The organism is Hydrogenophaga aquatica, from assembly GCF_054780915.1.
This window is the reverse complement of record NZ_BAAGVK010000009.1, coordinates 20,141-37,894: the sequence shown is the minus strand read 5'-3', so window position 1 is coordinate 37,894 and position 17,754 is coordinate 20,141. Positions and strand designations below refer to the sequence as shown.

21 protein-coding genes are annotated in these 17,754 nt (G+C 65.4%); 12 read left to right on the top strand and 9 right to left on the bottom strand.

Features of this window, described 5'->3' with window-relative positions:
• Positions 1-26: 26 nt before the first annotated feature.
• Genes ACYVHH_RS06810 through ACYVHH_RS06800 form a run of 3 tightly spaced genes read right to left on the bottom strand, consistent with a single transcriptional unit; the run spans position 27 to position 1,758 of the window.
• On the bottom strand, positions 27-662 hold the full coding sequence (locus ACYVHH_RS06810) for a BON domain-containing protein (RefSeq protein WP_460564377.1): 636 nt from the start codon (positions 660-662) through the stop codon (positions 27-29).
• A complete protein-coding gene (locus tag ACYVHH_RS06805; RefSeq protein ID WP_460564376.1) occupies positions 659-1,267 on the bottom strand; it encodes an SIS domain-containing protein in 609 nt (202 codons plus the stop codon). Before ACYVHH_RS06805 ends, ACYVHH_RS06810 begins: the two co-directional genes overlap by 4 nt.
• Before the next feature lie 41 nt (positions 1,268-1,308).
• Positions 1,309-1,758: a YraN family protein gene (locus tag ACYVHH_RS06800; RefSeq protein WP_460564409.1), complete on the bottom strand. Its 450-nt coding sequence runs from the start codon at positions 1,756-1,758 to the stop codon at positions 1,309-1,311.
• Positions 1,759-1,765: 7 nt separating this feature from the next.
• Between ACYVHH_RS06800 and rsmI the strand changes: the two genes are divergently transcribed.
• Positions 1,766-2,680: a 16S rRNA (cytidine(1402)-2'-O)-methyltransferase gene (rsmI, locus tag ACYVHH_RS06795; protein ID WP_460564375.1), complete on the top strand. Its 915-nt coding sequence runs from the start codon at positions 1,766-1,768 to the stop codon at positions 2,678-2,680.
• 37 nt (positions 2,681-2,717) lie between these two features.
• On the opposite strand, the gene ACYVHH_RS06790 is transcribed toward rsmI, so the two are convergent.
• Positions 2,718-3,077 (bottom strand): hypothetical protein, encoded by a 360-nt coding sequence (locus tag ACYVHH_RS06790; protein WP_460564374.1) that lies wholly within the window; start codon positions 3,075-3,077, stop codon positions 2,718-2,720.
• Between the two features lie 128 nt (positions 3,078-3,205).
• Here ACYVHH_RS06790 and ACYVHH_RS06785 point away from each other — a divergent pair, with 128 nt between their 5' ends.
• Together ACYVHH_RS06785 and ACYVHH_RS06780 are read left to right on the top strand one after the other, a co-directional pair.
• The gene (locus ACYVHH_RS06785; RefSeq protein ID WP_460564373.1) at positions 3,206-3,799 is read left to right on the top strand and encodes a DUF502 domain-containing protein; all 594 of its coding nucleotides are present in this window, start codon (positions 3,206-3,208) and stop codon (positions 3,797-3,799) included.
• Positions 3,796-6,462, top strand: a complete 2,667-nt coding sequence (locus ACYVHH_RS06780) for a bifunctional acetate--CoA ligase family protein/GNAT family N-acetyltransferase (RefSeq protein WP_460564372.1) — start codon at positions 3,796-3,798, stop codon at positions 6,460-6,462. Before ACYVHH_RS06785 ends, ACYVHH_RS06780 begins: the two co-directional genes overlap by 4 nt.
• Here ACYVHH_RS06780 and ACYVHH_RS06775 read toward each other — a convergent pair.
• Positions 6,446-6,913 (bottom strand): CopD family protein, encoded by a 468-nt coding sequence (locus ACYVHH_RS06775; RefSeq protein ID WP_460564408.1) that lies wholly within the window; start codon positions 6,911-6,913, stop codon positions 6,446-6,448. The genes ACYVHH_RS06780 and ACYVHH_RS06775 overlap by 17 nt on opposite strands.
• Before the next feature lie 261 nt (positions 6,914-7,174).
• Here ACYVHH_RS06775 and ACYVHH_RS06770 point away from each other — a divergent pair, with 261 nt between their 5' ends.
• From ACYVHH_RS06770 to ACYVHH_RS06760, 3 genes are all read left to right on the top strand, one after another.
• Positions 7,175-7,726 (top strand): phasin family protein, encoded by a 552-nt coding sequence (locus ACYVHH_RS06770; RefSeq protein WP_460564371.1) that lies wholly within the window; start codon positions 7,175-7,177, stop codon positions 7,724-7,726.
• A gap of 172 nt (positions 7,727-7,898) precedes the next feature.
• Positions 7,899-8,750: a 3-hydroxybutyryl-CoA dehydrogenase gene (locus ACYVHH_RS06765; RefSeq protein WP_460564370.1), complete on the top strand. Its 852-nt coding sequence runs from the start codon at positions 7,899-7,901 to the stop codon at positions 8,748-8,750.
• 14 nt (positions 8,751-8,764) lie between these two features.
• Complete coding sequence (locus ACYVHH_RS06760; protein ID WP_460564369.1) at positions 8,765-9,292, top strand: cyclic nucleotide-binding domain-containing protein; 528 nt, start codon at positions 8,765-8,767, stop codon at positions 9,290-9,292.
• Positions 9,293-9,328: 36 nt separating this feature from the next.
• Here the strand turns inward: ACYVHH_RS06760 and ACYVHH_RS06755 are convergent, their stop codons facing one another.
• The 3 genes from ACYVHH_RS06755 to ACYVHH_RS06745 all read right to left on the bottom strand — a co-directional run bounded on the left by ACYVHH_RS06755 (position 9,329) and on the right by ACYVHH_RS06745 (position 12,023).
• On the bottom strand, positions 9,329-10,408 hold the full coding sequence (locus ACYVHH_RS06755) for a sensor domain-containing diguanylate cyclase (protein ID WP_460564368.1): 1,080 nt from the start codon (positions 10,406-10,408) through the stop codon (positions 9,329-9,331).
• 152 nt (positions 10,409-10,560) lie between these two features.
• Complete coding sequence (locus tag ACYVHH_RS06750; RefSeq protein WP_460564367.1) at positions 10,561-10,965, bottom strand: hypothetical protein; 405 nt, start codon at positions 10,963-10,965, stop codon at positions 10,561-10,563.
• A gap of 113 nt (positions 10,966-11,078) precedes the next feature.
• A complete protein-coding gene (locus ACYVHH_RS06745; RefSeq protein WP_460564366.1) occupies positions 11,079-12,023 on the bottom strand; it encodes a LysR family transcriptional regulator in 945 nt (314 codons plus the stop codon).
• Positions 12,024-12,236: 213 nt separating this feature from the next.
• On the opposite strand from ACYVHH_RS06745, the gene ACYVHH_RS06740 reads away from it, so the two are divergent.
• From ACYVHH_RS06740 to ACYVHH_RS06715, 6 genes are all read left to right on the top strand, one after another.
• A complete protein-coding gene (locus tag ACYVHH_RS06740) occupies positions 12,237-12,713 on the top strand; it encodes a DUF4148 domain-containing protein (RefSeq protein WP_460564365.1) in 477 nt (158 codons plus the stop codon).
• Between the two features lie 69 nt (positions 12,714-12,782).
• On the top strand, positions 12,783-13,724 hold the full coding sequence (locus ACYVHH_RS06735; protein WP_460564364.1) for a pirin family protein: 942 nt from the start codon (positions 12,783-12,785) through the stop codon (positions 13,722-13,724).
• A gap of 78 nt (positions 13,725-13,802) precedes the next feature.
• Entirely contained in the window at positions 13,803-14,342 is a 540-nt protein-coding gene (locus ACYVHH_RS06730; RefSeq protein WP_460564363.1) for a DUF924 family protein, read from the top strand.
• Positions 14,342-14,761 carry a SirB2 family protein gene (locus ACYVHH_RS06725; RefSeq protein ID WP_460564362.1) on the top strand — a complete coding sequence of 140 codons (420 nt, stop codon included), beginning with the start codon at positions 14,342-14,344 and terminating at the stop codon, positions 14,759-14,761. Before ACYVHH_RS06730 ends, ACYVHH_RS06725 begins: the two co-directional genes overlap by 1 nt.
• Before the next feature lie 37 nt (positions 14,762-14,798).
• A complete protein-coding gene (locus ACYVHH_RS06720) occupies positions 14,799-16,058 on the top strand; it encodes an MFS transporter (protein WP_460564361.1) in 1,260 nt (419 codons plus the stop codon).
• 64 nt (positions 16,059-16,122) lie between these two features.
• Complete coding sequence (locus ACYVHH_RS06715) at positions 16,123-17,007, top strand: ParB N-terminal domain-containing protein (protein ID WP_460564360.1); 885 nt, start codon at positions 16,123-16,125, stop codon at positions 17,005-17,007.
• A 21-nt stretch (positions 17,008-17,028) separates the two neighbouring features.
• Here ACYVHH_RS06715 and ACYVHH_RS06710 read toward each other — a convergent pair whose 3' ends face one another.
• A complete protein-coding gene (locus ACYVHH_RS06710) occupies positions 17,029-17,631 on the bottom strand; it encodes an FMN-dependent NADH-azoreductase (protein ID WP_460564359.1) in 603 nt (200 codons plus the stop codon).
• Positions 17,632-17,754: the final 123 nt, after the last annotated feature.

Here is a 17,754-nt window from a genome sequence, read left to right as displayed (position 1 = left end):
GAACAGGGACGCGGCCAAGGAAACACTCACTTGGCAGGTGCGGCCTGCAGGCGCCGCAGTTCGTCGTCGGTGATGATCTCGAACACCCGGACCACGCCCTGCACGCCCGGAATGCTGCGGGTGATCTCGGTGGCCCGGTCGGCCTCGCGCTGGGTGACACGGCCCATCAGGTAGGTGGTGCCGCGCTCGGTCAACACCTTCACGGCGGTGGCTTGCAGATCGCTCGCGTCGACCATGGCGGCCTTCACACGCGCGGTGACCAGCGCATCGGACGAGCGTGCCGTGAAGGAAGGCGAAGTCATGACGGCGAGTTCGTCAACGATCTCGCGCACGTTTTCCACACCGCCAACGATGCGCACGGCCGCAGCACGGTCGGCCTCGCTGGGCACCTCGCCCGTCAGCAGAACGCGGCGGTTGAAGCTGGTGACCACCACGCGCGCGCGGTCGCCGAACTGGTCGCGCAGGCGCGATCCCGCACGCAGTTCGATACCCTGGTCCTCCAGCTGGGCGCCCGATGTGCGCCGGTCCGTGGCCACCAGCACCCCCGTGCCCATCGCTGTTCCCACCACCAGTGGCGCGCAGGCACTCAAGGCACCAGCAAGGCACACAGCGCCCATCAACACGGCGACAGGGCGGGAAAAAGACGGCAATTGGAATTTCATGGTTCGATCTCCGGTTCGGAATCTTCGCCCAGCAGCTGGACGTCAACCCCGTCACAAATGCAATGCAGCGCCAACTGGTGGATCTCCTGGACGAGCGGAGCCCGTTCGCTGGGCACGCTGATCAGGACATCGGTGTCCTTGACCATCTGGCCCAGCGGTCCGGGTTTGGCCCCGCACAATGCGACCACCACCATTTCACGCTCATGCGCGGCTTCAACGGCACCCAGTATCTCAGGCGACTGGGGCTGCGTTGTAACGACGAGTAACACGTCGCCCGGCTGACCCAGTGCACGCACCTGGCGGCCAAAGACGGCGCGCGCCTCGAAGGTGTTGTAGAGCCCGGTGAGCGCCGCCATGTTGGAGCCCAGCGCAAAGGCGGCGAGCTCGGGCCGGTCGCGCTCGAAACGCCCGACGAAGTACGCCACGAAGGCCTGCACCAGACCGGCCGACGCCCCGCCACCGCAGGCCAGGATGCGGCCACCGCTGGTCAGCGATGTCAACACCGCGCCAACGGCGGACTCCACCGCAGGCGCGACGCTTTGCGCGCACTGGTATTTGAGGTCGGCGCTGTCAATGAAATGCTGTTGAATGCGTTGCAGGAGCATGGGCCGAAATCATACCTTCGCGCTGCGGCGTATTCAGCCATTCAGGCCCAGCCAGATGCATCAAAAGCGCCGCGCAACCAGTCGATCGCCGCGGGGGACGCGCCGCCAACGCGCCCCTGCACCAGCACCACGTCGAACCGGCACGGCGGCGTCACGGGCAGGCGCGCCAGGAAGTGGCGCGCGGCAAACACGATGCGGCGCTGCTTCACCGCGCCGATGCTGCCTGCGGCACCGCCATACGCTGCCCCGCTGCGCTGGCGCACCTCCACAAACACCAGTGTGCCGTCGGCGTCCCGCATAATCAGGTCTATCTCTCCGCCGCCGCGCCCGGGTGTGCGAAAGTTGCGCTGCAACAGGCGCAAGCCCCTGCCTTGCAGATGCTCCAGCGCGGCCTGCTCAGCGGCGTCGCCCTGCTGCTTGGTGGTGATGCGCGCGGCATCTGCCCGGACTGGGGCAGGCCTTGCCCTCGCGGGCGCTCCCTGTTTCTGGATGGTCACCGTGAACCCTTCTTTTCAAACGGCACTGGCGGCGGCACATGAGGCTGCCGGCCCGCAACATTATCCGGCCGGGGCGCTCTACGTGGTGGCAACGCCCATCGGCAATCTGGCAGACATCACATTGCGTGCACTCCACGTGCTGGGGCTGGCCGACACCGTGGCCTGCGAGGACACGCGCCACACGGCCAGCCTTCTGCAGGCCTACGGCTTGCAGAAACCGCTGATCGCGGTGCACCAGCACAACGAGGCCGAAGCGGCTTCAGGCGTGCTGCAGCGGCTGCGGCAGGGCGAGCGCGTGGCCTACGTGAGCGACGCGGGCACGCCAGGCATCAGCGACCCTGGTGCACGCCTGTGCGCGGCCGTGACCGCCGCCGGCCTGCGCTGCGTTCCCTTGCCGGGCGCCAGCAGCATCACCGCCTTGATCAGCGTTGCGGGACTGCCGCCGTCCGACGGCGTGGCCTTTGAGTTCACCGGCTTTCTGCCATCCAAGGGCGGCGAACGGAACCTCGCCCTGCGCCGGTTGGCGCAGCAAGACCAGGCATGTGTGCTGCTCGAAGCGCCGCACCGCATCACCGCGCTGGCGCAAGACCTGGCGGCCCTGGGCGAACGCCAGGTCACACTGGGGCGTGAACTCACCAAGCAATTCGAAGACATCGTGACGCTGCGGTGCGACGCCCTGGGCGCCTGGCTGGCGGCAGACGCGCACCGCGTCAAAGGCGAGTTTGCGCTGGTCTTGCACCCTTTGCCCACCCGTGGTGATGATGGGCAGGACGGCATTGCACCCGAGGCGCTGCGGGTGCTGGGGCTGCTACTGGCAGAACTGCCCGTGAAAACGGCTGCCAAGCTCTGCGCCGACATCACCGGCGAAGCGAAGAACCGCCTTTACCAGGCCGCCCTGGACATGAAAGCGGTGTGACACACCTTCCAGCCCACGCACCAGCTGGTAGCTGAAATCAGTCCCGGCGCTGGTCGTCCAGCACTTGCGTGGCACGCGGGGCTGGCTCGCGCTGCCCGGCTTCCGGGGGCACCTCCCTCACCTCCACGTCAACCACCTCGCTGGCGTCGCCCTGCCCCCGGGTGTGCCAGGGCGCCCCGCCAGGCCAGACACGCTCGCTGGTGAACTGACGAAACCGGCCGACGAAAACGGGGGCCTCAGGGCGGCGGCCTCGAACGAGCGCCCAGATGACGCCTGCCAGCAGCAACACCAGCGCCAACGCCAGCAGGCCCAGGGCCAGCACGGCCGTCACCAACCACAGGAATACGCGCAGCACGGCGGCCAGCAAGCCCGAGAAAAACCGCAAAATTTCAGACATCTGTTGTCGAGCCCGGCAAAGGCTGTGAGTTCCGGCGCGCCATGCGCACGATCAAGCACAATCGTGCCATACACACGACTTTCACGCTTCTTGCTTAGTGTGCACCAACGCGTCCTTCCCGTCCTCATATGAAACGCCTGTCGCAATACTTTCTCCGGGGTCTCATCACGATCCTGCCACTGGGGTTGACGGTGTACCTGTTCTACGCCCTGGTGGCCTGGTCCGAAACCGTGGCCATGAGCTTGATCCGGCCGGTGGTGGGCGATTTCTACATTCCGGGGCTGGGCCTGGTGCTGACAGCGGCGGGCATCGTCCTGCTGGGCATGCTGATATCGCAGAAGGTGACGGCCCGGATGCTTTCGTGGGTCGAGCTGCCCTTCACCAACATTCCTGTGGTCAAGAGCATCTATTCGTCGCTCAAAAGCTTCGCCGATTACTTTTCACCGCACCACAAGGACGAGACGGCACAGCAGGTGGTGGTGCTGCGCATGCCTGGCCATGAACTCGAGGTGGTGGGGCTGGTGACACGCAACCACATGGAAGGCCTGCCCGAGGGCTTCCTGCCCGGCGACCGCGTGGCCGTCTACCTGCCCATGGGTTACATGATCGGCGGCTACACCGTCTTCGTCCCGCGCGGGTGGGTCACCCCCATCGACATGTCCGTGGAAGAAGCCATGCGCTCTTCCCTCATCGCCTGGATGGCAGGAAGAAAACCCACATGAGCATACGCAACCTGGAATCCCTGTTCGCACCAGCCAGCGTGGCGGTTTTCGGGGCGTCCGACCGCCCCGCGAGTGTGGGGGGAACGGTCTGGCGCAACCTGGCGGCGGGTTTCAAGGGCACGCTGTACCCGGTCAACCCGCGCCTCAGGCACCTGGGTGAACACACGGTTTTCCCAAGTGTTGCGGCGCTGCCCCAGGCGCCACAGCTGGCGGTGATCTGCACGCCGCCGTCAACGGTGCCCGGCCTGATTGCCGAACTGGGCGAGCGGGGAACGAAAGCAGCCGTGGTGGTGACGGCCGGACTGGACAGGCACCAGAAGCAGGCCATGCTGGACGCCGCCCGGCGCCACACGCTGCGCATCCTGGGGCCCAACTGCATCGGCATGCTGGTGCCACACCTTGGGCTGAACGCCAGCTTCGCCCATGCCAACGCGGCCCCGGGCCAACTGGCCTTCGTCTCGCAGTCGGGTGCACTGGTCACGGCCATGCTCGACTGGGCCAACTCCCGCAGCATCGGTTTTTCGCACTTCGTGTCGCTGGGCGAACATGCCGACGTGGACTTTGGCGACATGCTGGACTTCCTGGGCAGCGACCCCCGCACCCGCGCCATCCTGCTGTACATCGAGTCGATCGAATCGCCGCGCAAGTTCATGTCGGCAGCGCGTGCGGCGGCGCGCAACAAGCCGGTGATCGTGGTCAAGGCCGGGCGGTCCGCGCAGGGACAAAAGGCGGCTGCGTCGCACACCGGAGCGCTGGCCGGGTCGGACGAGGTGTTCGACGCTGCCATCTCCCGCGCGGGCATGCTGCGCGTGTTCACGCTGCAGCACCTGTTCATCGCCGCCGAGCTGCTGGCCCGCTTCCGCGACAACCGCAGCGAAAAACTCATCGTGCTGACCAACGGCGGCGGCGCAGGGGTGATGGCCGCCGATGCCGCTGCGTTCGCTGGCGTGGAACTGGCCACACTCGCCCCCGACCTGGTGGCACAGCTCGATGCCGTGCTGCCCGGCAACTGGTCGCGCGGCAACCCGGTGGACATCATTGGCGACGCCCCGGCACAACGCTATGTGGACGCACTGAAGGTGCTGCGCCAGGACCGCGACAGCGCCATCCTCTTCGTGCAGGCACCCACGGCCATCGTGCCCAGCACCGATATCGCCCAGGCACTGCTGCCACTGGCGAACGAAAAGCCGCCGCGCGTGCTGGGCAGCTGGCTGGGCCACAGCGCCGTTGCCGAAGCCCGCGCCATCTTCCGCGCAGGGGGTGTACCCGACTACGACACCCCCGAGGAAGCGGTGCGCGCCTTTTCCTTCCTGCGCCAGTACCACCGCCATCAGGCCGAGCTGATGGAGACGCCCGCTGCCAATACGCTCAACGGCAACGTGGACCTGCCGGCCATCCGTGAGCTGGTGCAGTTCGTGCTGGCTGACGGCCGCGAGATCCTGACCGAACCCGAGGCCAAGGAACTGCTGCGCCTGGCGGGCGTGCCTGTCACCCCCACACGTGTGGTGCCCCCCGAACCGCCCGCAGTGGTCTACGCCGCCGAGACACTGGGCTACCCCGTGGTCATCAAGATCCTGTCGCACGACATCAGCCACAAGTCCGACGTGGGCGGGGTGCGCCTGAACCTGCACAACGCCGCCGAGGTCGAGCAGGCGGCCCAGGCCATGCTGGACCGGGTAGCCGAGCGCATGCCGCACGCGCGGATCGACGGCTTCACCGTACAGCCCATGGTGCGGCTGAAGAACGCCCACGAGCTGATCGTCGGCGCCAGCGTGGACCCGCTGTTCGGTCCGGTGATCCTGTTCGGGCAAGGCGGCACCTCGGTCGAGGTGGTGGCCGACCGCGCGCTCGCCCTGCCCCCCTTGAACACCTCGCTGGCCGAGGCGCTGGTGGAACGCACCCGCATCGCCAAGCTTCTGCGCGGCTACCGCGACGTGCCTCCCGCCCGCATGGAAGCCATCACCGGCACGCTGGTAGCCATTTCACAACTGCTGGCCGACGTGCCCGAAATCGCTGAGCTGGACATCAACCCGCTGCTGGTCAACGACCAGGAAGCCGTGGCGCTGGACGCCCGGGTGCGGGTGAGCCGCAGCCGGCCCAGCGGCGCAGACCGCTTTGCCATCCGGCCCTATCCGCAGGAACTGATCGACACCCACCCCTGGGACAACGGACGCGCCACCCTCACGGTGCGCCCCATCCGCCCTGAGGACGAGCCCCAGCACCTGGCGTTTCTGGAGCGCATGGACCCGGAGGACATCCGCCTGCGCATCTTCTACAGCCGCCGCAGCATCGAGCACAGCGAACTGGCGCGGCTGACACAGATCGATTACGAGCGCGAGATGGCCTTCGTTGCCACCTTGCCCGGCGCAGACGGCGAAGAGACGGTGGGCGTGGTGCGCGGCATTTGCGACCCTGACAACGACAGCGCCGAGTTCGGCGTGATGGTGCGCTCCGACATGAAAGGCCACGGCCTGGGCCGGCTGCTCATGGACAAACTCATCGCCTACCTGCGCTCACGCGGTACACGGCGTGTGGTGGGCACCATCCTGCGCGAGAACAAGGGCATGCTTGTGCTGGCCGCCGAGCTGGGCTTCGCGGTCCAACCCCACCCGGAAGACCCGGAACTGCGGGAAGTGGAGCTGCCGCTCAGACCAGCAGGGTGAAAACGACGATGAACAGGCCCAGCGCCAGGTTCACGGCCACCCATTGGCGGATGCTGTTCATCGCAGCGCCAGCGGCCGGCCAGTCGGAAGCCGCCACGCCACGTTGCAGCCGCTTGAACAGCGCAAAACGGATGTGGCCGAAGATCAGGACCATGAACGTGCCCAGGCCAGACATCACCATCCAGTCCAGCGGCATGTGGAACTGACCACCGGACTGCACCACTTCCTTGGCGACACGGCCGATCATCCAGCTGCCGCTGAACAGCGCCACCAGCGAAGCGACCAGCACCACGGTGAAGAACCGGCGCAGCACCTCGTGCATCAGGCGCAGGCGCACGGGCGGCTCCAGCACGGCCACGGCCGGGCGCAGGAAGAAGTGGGCGAACACCATGCCCCCCACCCAGATCAGGATGGCGAGCACATGGACCATTTTGAGCGCGGCATACAGCACGGACAACCCCTTGCGGAAAAAGCCGCACCATAGCAGCTTTTGCCCAGCCACCAGCCCTGGTGGCGCCAGTTTCCCGTAACCGTCTGTCACTTTTTTGTTGCACCGCAGCAAAAAAGTGCTTGCAATCCTCGGGATTACCCCTATACTTCGAGTCATGTTGCAGTGCAGCATTAGCCGAAGGGACTGACACGGTTTTGTCGCATCGGCGCTTCACAGTTCCATCTGGAACCTGTTTTCAACCTCTCTTCAAGGAGTACCGCCATGTTGACCATCGAGCAAATCATTGCCGCCCAGAAAGCCCAAGTCGCCACCCTGTTCGACCTGAGCAGCAAAGCCCTGTCCAGCGTCGAGAAGCTGGCCGAACTGAACCTGCAAGCCTCCAAGGCATCCCTGACCGAAGGCGCCAACCACGCCCAGGCCCTGCTGAGCGTCAAGGACGTGCAAGAGCTGACGGCCCTGCAAAGCGGCGTGCTGCAGCCCCTGGCCGAAAAAGCCGCTTCCTACAGCCGCCACCTGTACGACATCGCCACTGGCATGGGCACCGAGATCAGCAAGGTTGCCGAAGCCCAGGCCGCCGACGCACAGAAGCAGTTCGTGGCCGCAGTGGACACCGCTGTGAAGAACGCCCCCCAGGGCTCTGAGTCTGCCGTGGCCGCCGTCAAGAACGCCATGTCCACCGCCACCGCCGCCATCGAGTCGGTGCAAAAGGCTGTCAAGCAAGCCTCTGACCTGGCCGAAGCCAACTTCAACGCTGTCACCTCGTCCGCACTGAGCGCAGCCAAGCCTGCCAAGGCAACCAAGACCGCTGCCTGAGCAAACCGCTGAAGTGACTGAAAGCCCCGTGGCAACGCCTCGGGGCTTTTTTTGTGTCCGCAGCGGTGCAGATGCTGCCGTTTCAGCCCGGCTGTGAGGCAGGCGACAAGGCTTTGATACGGTACGTCGCATAATTTCCGTTGAACGACACAACCCCCAAGAGGACAGAGACATGAACAGCATCCAGACCATCGGCATCGTGGGCGCAGGCACCATGGGCAACGGCATCGCGCAGGCCTGCGCGGTCAGCGGCATCAACGTGGTGATGGTGGACATCAGCGACGCCGCCGTGCAAAAAGGCCTGGCCACCGTGGCCGGCAGCCTGGACCGCCTGATCAAGAAAGAGAAGATCACCCAGGCCGACAAGGACGCCGCGCTGGCGCGCATCAAGGGCTCCACCAGCTACGACGACCTGAAGGCCGCCCAGCTGGTGATCGAGGCTGCCACCGAAAACCTGGAACTCAAGATCAAGATCCTGCGCCAGCTCGACGGCCTGCTGCCCGCCGACACCCTGGTGGCCACCAACACCAGCTCCATCAGCATCACCCAGCTGGCGGCGGTGACGTCGCGGGCCGAGCGCTTCATCGGCATGCATTTCTTCAACCCCGTGCCCATGATGGCGCTGGTGGAAATCATCCGCGGCCTGCAGACCAGCGACGCGACCCACGACGCGGTACGCAATCTGGCGCTGGCGCTGGGCAAGACCCCGATCACGGTGAAGAACGCGCCGGGCTTCGTGGTCAACCGCATCCTGGTGCCCATGATCAACGAAGCCTTCTTTGTGCTGGCCGAAGGCCTGGCCACCCCCGAGGACATTGACGCGGGCATGAAGCTGGGTTGCAACCACCCCATCGGGCCGCTGGCGCTGGCCGACATGATCGGACTGGACGTGTGCCTGGCCGTGATGAACGTGTACTTCGCCGAGTTCAACGACAGCAAGTACCGCCCCTGCCCGCTGCTCAAGGAAATGGTGGCTGCAGGCTACCTGGGCCGCAAGACCGGACGCGGCGTGTACCGCTACTGATCCATCACCCGCCCATGCGCTCGCTCGCCGCTCAATTGCTGATCACCCCATCGGCCTTGCAGGAACTCAGCCTGGAAGATGCCGCCAAGGTGGTGAACTACATGCACCACAAGACCATACCGGCGGGCACCGTTTTCATGCGCGAGGGGGACGATACGGACAGCGATCACATGCTGCTCGTCCTGGATGGCGACCTGTCGGTCGAGCACCACCCCATGCCCAACGACGAGAACCAGCTCGTGGTGCGGATCATGGGGCCAGGCAGCCTGATCGGCGAGCTGGGGCTGCTGGATGGCGCGCCGCGGTCGGCCAGTTGCGTGGCAGACACCGACATCCAGGCCGCCGTCCTGCACCGGCGCGACTTCCTGCGGCTGCTCGACGACGAGCCCCGGGTAGGCGCCCGGTTGCTGCTCGCCATCGCCAAGCGCATGGCAGACCATCTGCGTGACTCCACACGCAAGCTCATGCTGTTTTCGCAGATGAACAAGGTCCTCAGCGAGGAACTGGCCAACTACACCAAGGGCAGCGACACCTCGCCCTGAACGCGCCTTGGGGGATGAGCTGCGCCGCCAGTCCGCTCACGCCACCACGGAAGCAGGCGCGGCACACACCCGGTTCCGGCCCTCGCGCTTGGCCTGGTAAAGCGCGCGGTCGGCCATGGCAATGAGCCGATCCGCCTGCTGGGCATGGTCGGGGTAGGCGGCCACGCCGATGGACAGCGTCGCGGCCACGGGCTGCCCGTCAACCAGCCAAGGGCTTGAGGCGTAACGCTGGCGAAGCTCTTCGGCAATCTCCCAGGCGGTGGCCATGCCGGCATTCGGCAGCCAGAGGAGAAACTCCTCTCCACCGTAACGGCACACGATGTCACTGGATCGGAGCCGTTCGTTGAGCAAGCCCGCCGTATGGCGCAAGATGTCGTCCCCCACTTGGTGGCCATGCACGTCGTTTATCTGCTTGAAGTGGTCAATATCGATCAGCAGCAAGGCCGCGGGCTGCCCCTCGCGGACACAACGGGCCAACTCGCGCTCGATGGTGGTGTCGAGGTAACGGCGGTTGTAAAGCCCGGTGAGCCCATCGCGATTTGCCTGTTCCCTCAGCATGCCGTGCAACGACTGGATTTCCGTCAACTGGCGTTGCAAGGCCTGCTCACTGGACCGGACCTGCAAGCGGGCCTCATGCAGGCGCATCGACCGTCTGTGGCCATCCAGGGCAACGATGCCCAGATAGAGTGTGATGGTGAGAATGGCCAAGGCCGTGACGAGGGGGCCGGTAGCGGGCTCGAACGCCCACCCAGAGGCCCACGCGACAGGCAGCGCCCCAGCCAGGATCAGCGCCACCGCCTGCCCAACGCCTTTTGAGCCACGGAAAGCCATCAGGTTCTGCGTGGCGCCAGTGAACAGGATGAACGCGATCCAGACTGGGAAGTGCAGAGCTGCGGCCCAGGCGCCGAAGCACAGGGCGTCGATGCGCATGTTCGACATCTCGGCCGCCAACTGGTTGGGCGCGCGCCGGGCAAACAGATAGGCCAGCTGCGGGTAAACCAGAAACTGTAGCGCCAGCAGGCCCCAGGCCAGAGCGCCCGCGCCGCGCTCAAACATGTGTGCGCCCAGCACCGAGAACAGCAGGACAAACGCGAACGTGCGGTTCTTGTGGTTCATCCGCACCGTCCAGTGAACGGCGTGTGTCGACGGGGGCGGCAAAGGTGACGGCATGGGTGACTTTGATCAACGCATGGCCAATTGTCACCCAGGAACCATCCGCCCGCCTCCGCGCACAGCCATGTCAGCGACACCCCCGTCCGGCACAACGGTCAGCGGCGCCCTCCGCCGTTGCCACCACCACCCCCTCGGCCGCCACCATTGCCCTTGCCGCCTGCACGTTGACCGCCACGGGCCTTGGTCGACTCCACTTCGTTGTGCCGCTCTCGGTTGGTCGCACTCACGACCTCCCCGAACCGCAACCCCAGGGCATTGGCAATGGCCCCCCACCCCATGCCACCATCGCGCATGGCCTGGACGTTGGACGAGGAAGCCGCAAGCTGTTCGGCTGTCGGCTCGGTCGTGCCAGCCTTGGACAACTCGGCACGGGCAATGTCGGTCGTGAACTTCTGGGAGGCGGCAACGTTGCGCTCGGCGGGCACCTTGGACTGGGCCAACGCCGCCGTTGCCCAGATCGACAACACCACCGTCAAGGCGGCGCCTGCTGCTTGGGTCATGTGTTTCATGAAAACCCCCTGTGACATTGCGGAGGGAAAAGTGTAGGCCGACTGGGCGTGGTTGAACAGCCCCACGCCCTCCGGGACCTGAGCTAGCCCGTCACACCGTCGCCTCAGCCCTGCCCCTTGGCGGCCAGGCACGCCTCCAGCGCCTTGCTGGCCTGCTCCCGGGTTTGCGCGATGAGGTAATCGAGAAATACCCTGGTGCGTTCAGGGATGAACTTGCGGCTGGGCAGTGCCGCGTACATGGCCAGCTTACCGGTGATCCACGGGTCGAGAACCCGGACCAGCTCCCCCCGGTTCAAGTAGGGCGCAACCACGTCGACAGCCACGGAAACAATGCCTGCGCCGTCCAGGGCCGCACGAAGCAGCGTGTCGGTGTGGTTGGCCGACAAGACCGGGTTCACGGCCACGTCCACCTCTTGATCCGGACCGTGGGGGCACCACATCCGCCAGAGCCTCGGGTTGCCGTGAAGCCTCTTCAGCCGCAGACAGTCATGCCCGGCGAGCTGCTCCGGCTTGTTCGGCGCCCCTTTCCTGCGTATGTAGTCCGGTGAAGCCACCAATACCGCTGCCGACTCGATCACCTTGCGTGCCACGATGTCGGCGTCGAAACGGTCGTCGGTCGCCAGAAGGCTGATGTCGTAATCCTCAATCGCGGGGTCCTCTGGCGCACCCACGTCGATGTCGATCTGGATACACGGGTACAACTCGCGAAAACCCGCCAGCAGCGGAGCCACAACGTAGCTGGCCAGCACCGGGGGCGCATGCAGTCGCAACGTTCCGGAAAGCTCGCGCGTGTGGGCGCTGGTCACCGCATGCGCCTCGTCAATGTCCTGCAGGATGTTGCGCACCCGGCTCAGGTAGGTCTGCCCCGCCTCTGTGAGTGAGAGGCGGCGGGTGGTGCGCTGCAACAGGCGCGTGCCCAGGTGCTGCTCCAGATCCGCCACCAGACGGGTCACCGCAGGGGCCGACATGTCGAGGGCCCGGGCCGCCGCAGCAAACCCACCCTCCTGCACCACCCGTTCAAACACCCGCATCGAAAGCAATCTGTCCATGGTCGCTTGGCCTCCTGACACCTGTTGACCCAGATTATTTCACTTAAAGGAATTAATCATGACGAATTGAGCCATTTATCTATTTCAAAAGGAATTTTAAAGTTCATCCATCGGCGGGACGTCAACGATGCACTCCTCGCCGACAGGGAACAGTTCCATCACAGGCTGTCCCGGTTGTCACTGTTATCCATACCGCAAGAAAAGGACTCAAACATGAACCGCGCATACGCTTCCATCGTCGCTCTCACCGTCGCTGCCTTCACCTCCGGCCATGCCTTGGCCGCCGATCCGGCCGCCGCCAAGACACGCGAACAGGTCAAGGCCGAGCTGGCCGAGGCCATCCGCACCGGTGACATCGTCGGCAATGACAACGGTCAGAAGCTCAACGAACTCTTCCCCAGCCAGTACCCCGCCAAGGCAGCAGTTGCAGGCAAGACCCGGGAGCAGGTCAAGGCCGAACTGGCCGAGGCCATCCGCACCGGCGACATCATCGGCAACGACAACGGCCAGAAGCTCAACGAGCTCTACCCCAGCCAGTACCCTGCCAAGACCGCCGTCGCAGGCAAGACCCGCGAGCAGGTCAAGGCCGAACTGACAGAGGCCATCCGCACTGGTGACATCGTTGCTGGCGGCGATCGCGGCGTGAAGCTGAACGAACTCTTCCCGAACCAGTATCCCCGCGTCAACTGACAGGTGCCCCCGGTATTCATCGCGGAGCCCCGTTGTGAGAAGATCACGCCATCTGCTGGAGGGCTCGCGATGAATACACCGGAGACACCCGACACCCCCGCACCCCAACGGATTGAGGTCCGTCATGCCGAGCTGGGCGGGCATTTCGCCATCCGCCGGGCGCTGCCCACGCGGGAACGGCGGATGGTGGGGGCGTGGTGCTTCCTTGACCATATCGGCCCGGCCAGCCTGGACGGCACCGGCGGGATGCACGTGGGTGCACACCCGCATACCTGTCTGCAGACCTTCACATGGATGATTGAAGGCCAGATCCTGCACAAGGACAGCCTGGGAACGCAACAGGTGATCCGCCCCGGTCAGGTCAACCTGATGACCGCTGGCCACGGCATCTCGCACACGGAGGACTCGCTGCCAGGTGAAACACACCTGCATGCGGCCCAGCTGTGGATTGCCCTTCCCGCCGAGCACGCCGACATCCCCCCTGCTTTCGAACACCACCCCATCCTGCCTGGCTGGCAGTCTGACGGCGCACAGTTCACCCTGTTGGCGGGGCAGTGGCGTGAGCATGTTGCCCCTGCTCGCCTGTATTCCCGGTTGCTCGGGCTCGACATCGCCAGCGGTGACGGTGCCCGTATATCCCTGCCCCTGGAGCCTGATTTCGAGTACGGCCTGCTGGTGTTGAGCGGGAATGCCCTGGTGTCCGGAGAACTCTTTGACGCCGATCACTTCGCCTACTTGGGCATGGGTGAGCCCGAACTTGAACTGACACTGGCGGCGAACAGCCGCGTCCTGCTTCTGGGCGGCGAACCGTTCCAGTCACCCATGAACATGTGGTGGAACTTCATTGGCCCGACCCGGGCGCACGTGGCGCAGGCCCAGGCCGACTGGGAATCTGGGTCCAGCAGGTTTGGCTCGGTTGATGGCGGCGAGGGCAGGCGTCTGGCGGCACCGGCCCTGCCCGCCGGTTACGCGTCACATCCGGCCACGGGAGCTGGGCGCCCCATCGGGTGATACCGAACTGGGGCACAAGGCATGTGCCAGCGCGGCAGCGGTGGTACGCTCAACCCCGTCCTTCCCAAGAAGCGCCCCATGGAACCCGACGACGTCCTCACCTTCTGGTTCGAAGAAACCAGCCCCAAGCTCTGGTGGAAAGCCGATGCCGGGTTTGACGCGCTCGTCCGCCTGCGCTTTGGCGACCTGTTGGCAGCGGCCAGCCGTGAGGCTCTGCCCCATTGGCGCGGCACCGCGAATGGCGCCTTGGCCGAGATCATTGTGCTCGACCAGTTTTCCCGAAACGTTCACCGTGGCACGCCGGCGGCGTTCGCCAACGACGCGATGGCCCTGCTGCTGGCAGAACAGGCTGTGGCTGCCGGACACCCGCCCCAGTTGCCGCCAGAGCAACGCGCGTTCATGTACCTGCCCTTCATGCACAGCGAATCGCCTGCGGTACATGAACGGGCCATGGTCCTGTTCAGCGAACCGGGACTGGAATCCAACCTCGCGGCCGAGATCCGTCACAAGGCGATCATCGACCGCTTTGGCCGCTACCCACACCGCAACGCAGTGCTTGGTCGCCCGTCCACCGACGAGGAGTTGGCCTTTCTCAAGACCCCGGGGTCGTCGTTCTGATGGGGTTGCTCGAAACCTACCCCTGGCTCTATGCGGCGTTGCTGCATCTGCACCGCACGGCGGTGACCGCCAGCCTCCTCGTTTTCACCATTCGGGGGTTCGGCGTACTGCTGCACCATGCCTGGCCCAGACGGCGGACGTGGCGGCGGGCCAGCGTCGTCATCGACACGACGTTGCTTCTGGCGGGTGCAGGCCTTTGGCACCTGGTGTCGCACAACCCCCTGCGGGAGCCCTGGCTGAGCGCCAAGCTGGCCCTGCTCCTGGTCTACATCGGCCTGGGGATCCTGGCGCTGGGCCGCGCCCCCACTCAACGGCAAAGGCTCGTCTGCTTCGTGCTGGCACTGGCCTGCGCCCTCACCATGGTGTCCATCGCGCTCACACGCAGCCCCTGGGGTTGGCTCAGTCCCTGGCTAGGTTGACCCGAACGACACTGCCACCACCATCCCACGCCCGTCCATGCAGCACGCCCCCACAGACCCGGCCCTCATCGACTCGAGACACGCAGCATGGCGCCTGCTCTTCACCCTTGGCCTGGTGGTCCTGGGCAACAGCGGCATGTACGTGGTTTCGGTGGTGCTCCCGACCGTGCAGGAGGAATTTGCCGTCGGCCGGGCCGACGCCTCCCTGCCGTACACGCTGATGATGGTTTGCTTCGGCCTGGGGGGCCTCTGGACCGGCCGGCTCGCTGACAGACATGGTCTGGCGCCCGTGCTCTGGATGGGCGCGCTGGCCGTGTGTGGCGGCTTCGTCTGGGCAGCCTCTTCGAACAGCATCTGGACCTTCGGTCTGGCGCATGGCCTCCTGGGGCTCATCGGAAGCTCGTCCACCTTCGCGCCGCTTCTGGCCGACACCGCGCTGTGGTGGAACCGCAGACGAGGCATTGCCGTGGCCATCTGCGCCAGCGGCAACTACATAGCAGGGGCCATCTGGCCGCCCCTGGTGCAGCACGGCATCGAAACCATAGGCTGGCGCCACACCTACGTGCTGCTGGGCGTCGTCTGCGGCACCGGCATGTTGCTGCTCGCCACGCGCATGCGGCAAAGGCCCCCGGTGGCCGTCATGCCCCTGTCGAGCGCGAATGCACCGGTGGTTGACCGCACCCGCCCCTTCGGGCTGCCACCGGCCCACGCGCAGTTCCTCTTGTGCGTGGCGGGCGTGGCCTGCTGTGTGGCCATGTCCATGCCACAAGTCCACATCGTGGCTTATTGCACAGACCTGGGTTTTGGCGCCGCGCGCGGGGCCGAAATGCTCTCGCTCATGCTGGCCTGTGGCATCGTGAGCCGCCTCGTTTCAGGCTTCATCTGCGACCGCATCGGCGGCATACGCACCCTGCTGCTTGGCTCTGCCCTGCAAGGGGTGGCGTTACTGATGTTCCTCCCCTTCGACGGCCTGGTTCCGCTTTACGTCATCTCCGCGATGTTCGGCCTGTTTCAGGGCGGCATCGTGCCCTCCTACGCCATCATCGTGCGGGAACACTTTCCCGTGCAAGAGGCGGGCGTGCGCGTCGGCGCAGTCATCATGGCCACGCTGCTGGGCATGGCGCTGGGGGGCTGGATGTCCGGCTGGGTGTTCGACCTGACGGGCAGTTACCGCGCCGCGTTCCTCAACGGCATCGGCTGGAACCTGCTCAACCTCACCATTGCAGGCTGGCTGTACTGGCGCATCCGCACGCATGGCAGTGCGAACGCGCTGCACGCGGCCGAAACCCGCACCTGAGTGCGGCGGGCGGGCGCATTGTCTTCATACAATGCAGCCCCTTCGCACATTCCGGTAGCCATAAATGAACATCGTCGTCGACCCCGAGCTCAAAGCCTACATCGATCCGCTCACGCCCGACGAATACGAAGCCCTTGAACGCAGCCTCCTGGCCGAGGGCTGCCGTGACGCGCTGGTGCTGTGGGGCGACCTGCTGGTGGACGGGCACAACCGCTACGAGATCTGCCAGAAACACGGCCTGCCGTTCCAGACAACCCAGAGCAAACTTTTCGACAGCATCGAAGACGTGCACCTGTGGATGATCGAGCAGCATCTCGGCCGCCGCAGCGTTTCCGACTTCCAGCGGGGCGTGCTGGCCCTTCGCAAACGCGAGATCGTCGACAAGCGCCGGGCTGCCTTCCTGGCCGAAGCCGCCGCCAAAGCACCGCACGACGATGCCCAGGCGGAGACAGAAGCTGCCCCATGGGAAGGTGAAGCCACCCCCGCCATCGCGGCACTGATCAAACCCCTGAAAAGCCGCGAAGACATCGCCAAGGCGGCACGCCTCTCAAGCAACCAGGTGGTGATGATCGAAAAGATTCACAAACAGGCCGAGCCGGAGGTGATCGCCGCGGTCAAGACGGGAACGCTGTCCATCAATGCAGCGGCGGCGGTCGCGACCTTGCCGGCCGAGGAACAAAAAGCTGCGGCCAGTGGCGGCCTGGGCGAACTGAAGCAGGCCGCCCGCCGGGTGCGCGATGCCAAACGCAAACAGCGTGCAGCGGTGGACCAGGCTGGCCCCGAACAAGGCGACACCACCACGGCCATCGAAGGCGCAACGGATGACGAACTGGCACGGCTGCGCAAGCAAGTGGCGCAGCTGACAGCGGAAAACCAGCAGCTTCGTCAGCAGGTGGCGAACCTGCTGGCGAAACAGTTGCCTGCGCATTTCAGCGCGGCATCGGAGTAAGCCTCCGGTTGCCCGGGGGCCTCAGGCGGTCAGGGCGGCCTCGATGTCCGCCTCCGCTTGCGCGAAGCCTTTGGCGGCCGCTTCCGGCCCCATGTTCAGGCCTTCGGCATAGACGAAGCGGATATCCGTCAGCCCCAGGAAGCCCAGCACCGTCTTCAGGTAGGGCACCTGGCTGTCGTTCGGCGTGTCGCGGTACAGGCCGCCACGGGCCAGCGCCACGTACACCGTCTTGCCCTTGACCAGCCCTTCGGGGCCATTCTCTGTGTAGCGGAAGGTGACGCCGGCACGTGCGATCGCGTCGATCCAAGCCTTCAGTTGCACCGGCACGCCGAAGTTGTACATCGGCACGCCCAGCACGATCACGTCGTGCGCCTGCACTTCCGCGATGAGGGCATCGTATTCAGCCACCACGGCGGACTGCCCGGCACTGCGCTGCTCAACAGGTGTGAACAGCGCACCCAGCGCCACTTCGTCCAGCACGGTCACCGGCGTTGCGCCCAGGTCCCGCAAGGTGACGGCAGCAGCGGGATGCGCGGCCTGCAGGCGCTCGACCACGGTGTTGGCCAGCTTGGTGGAGTTTGCGCCTTCGCGGCGGGCGCTGGCATTGATCTGCAGAATCTTCATGATGACGACCTTTCGTTGTGTGGCGGTCTGCAACGACCGAAATCGATGGGAGAACTTTAAAATTTCCCTTCATATGAATAAATAGCCACAACGGTCACAATACATTTCTAAAACAGAAACAAT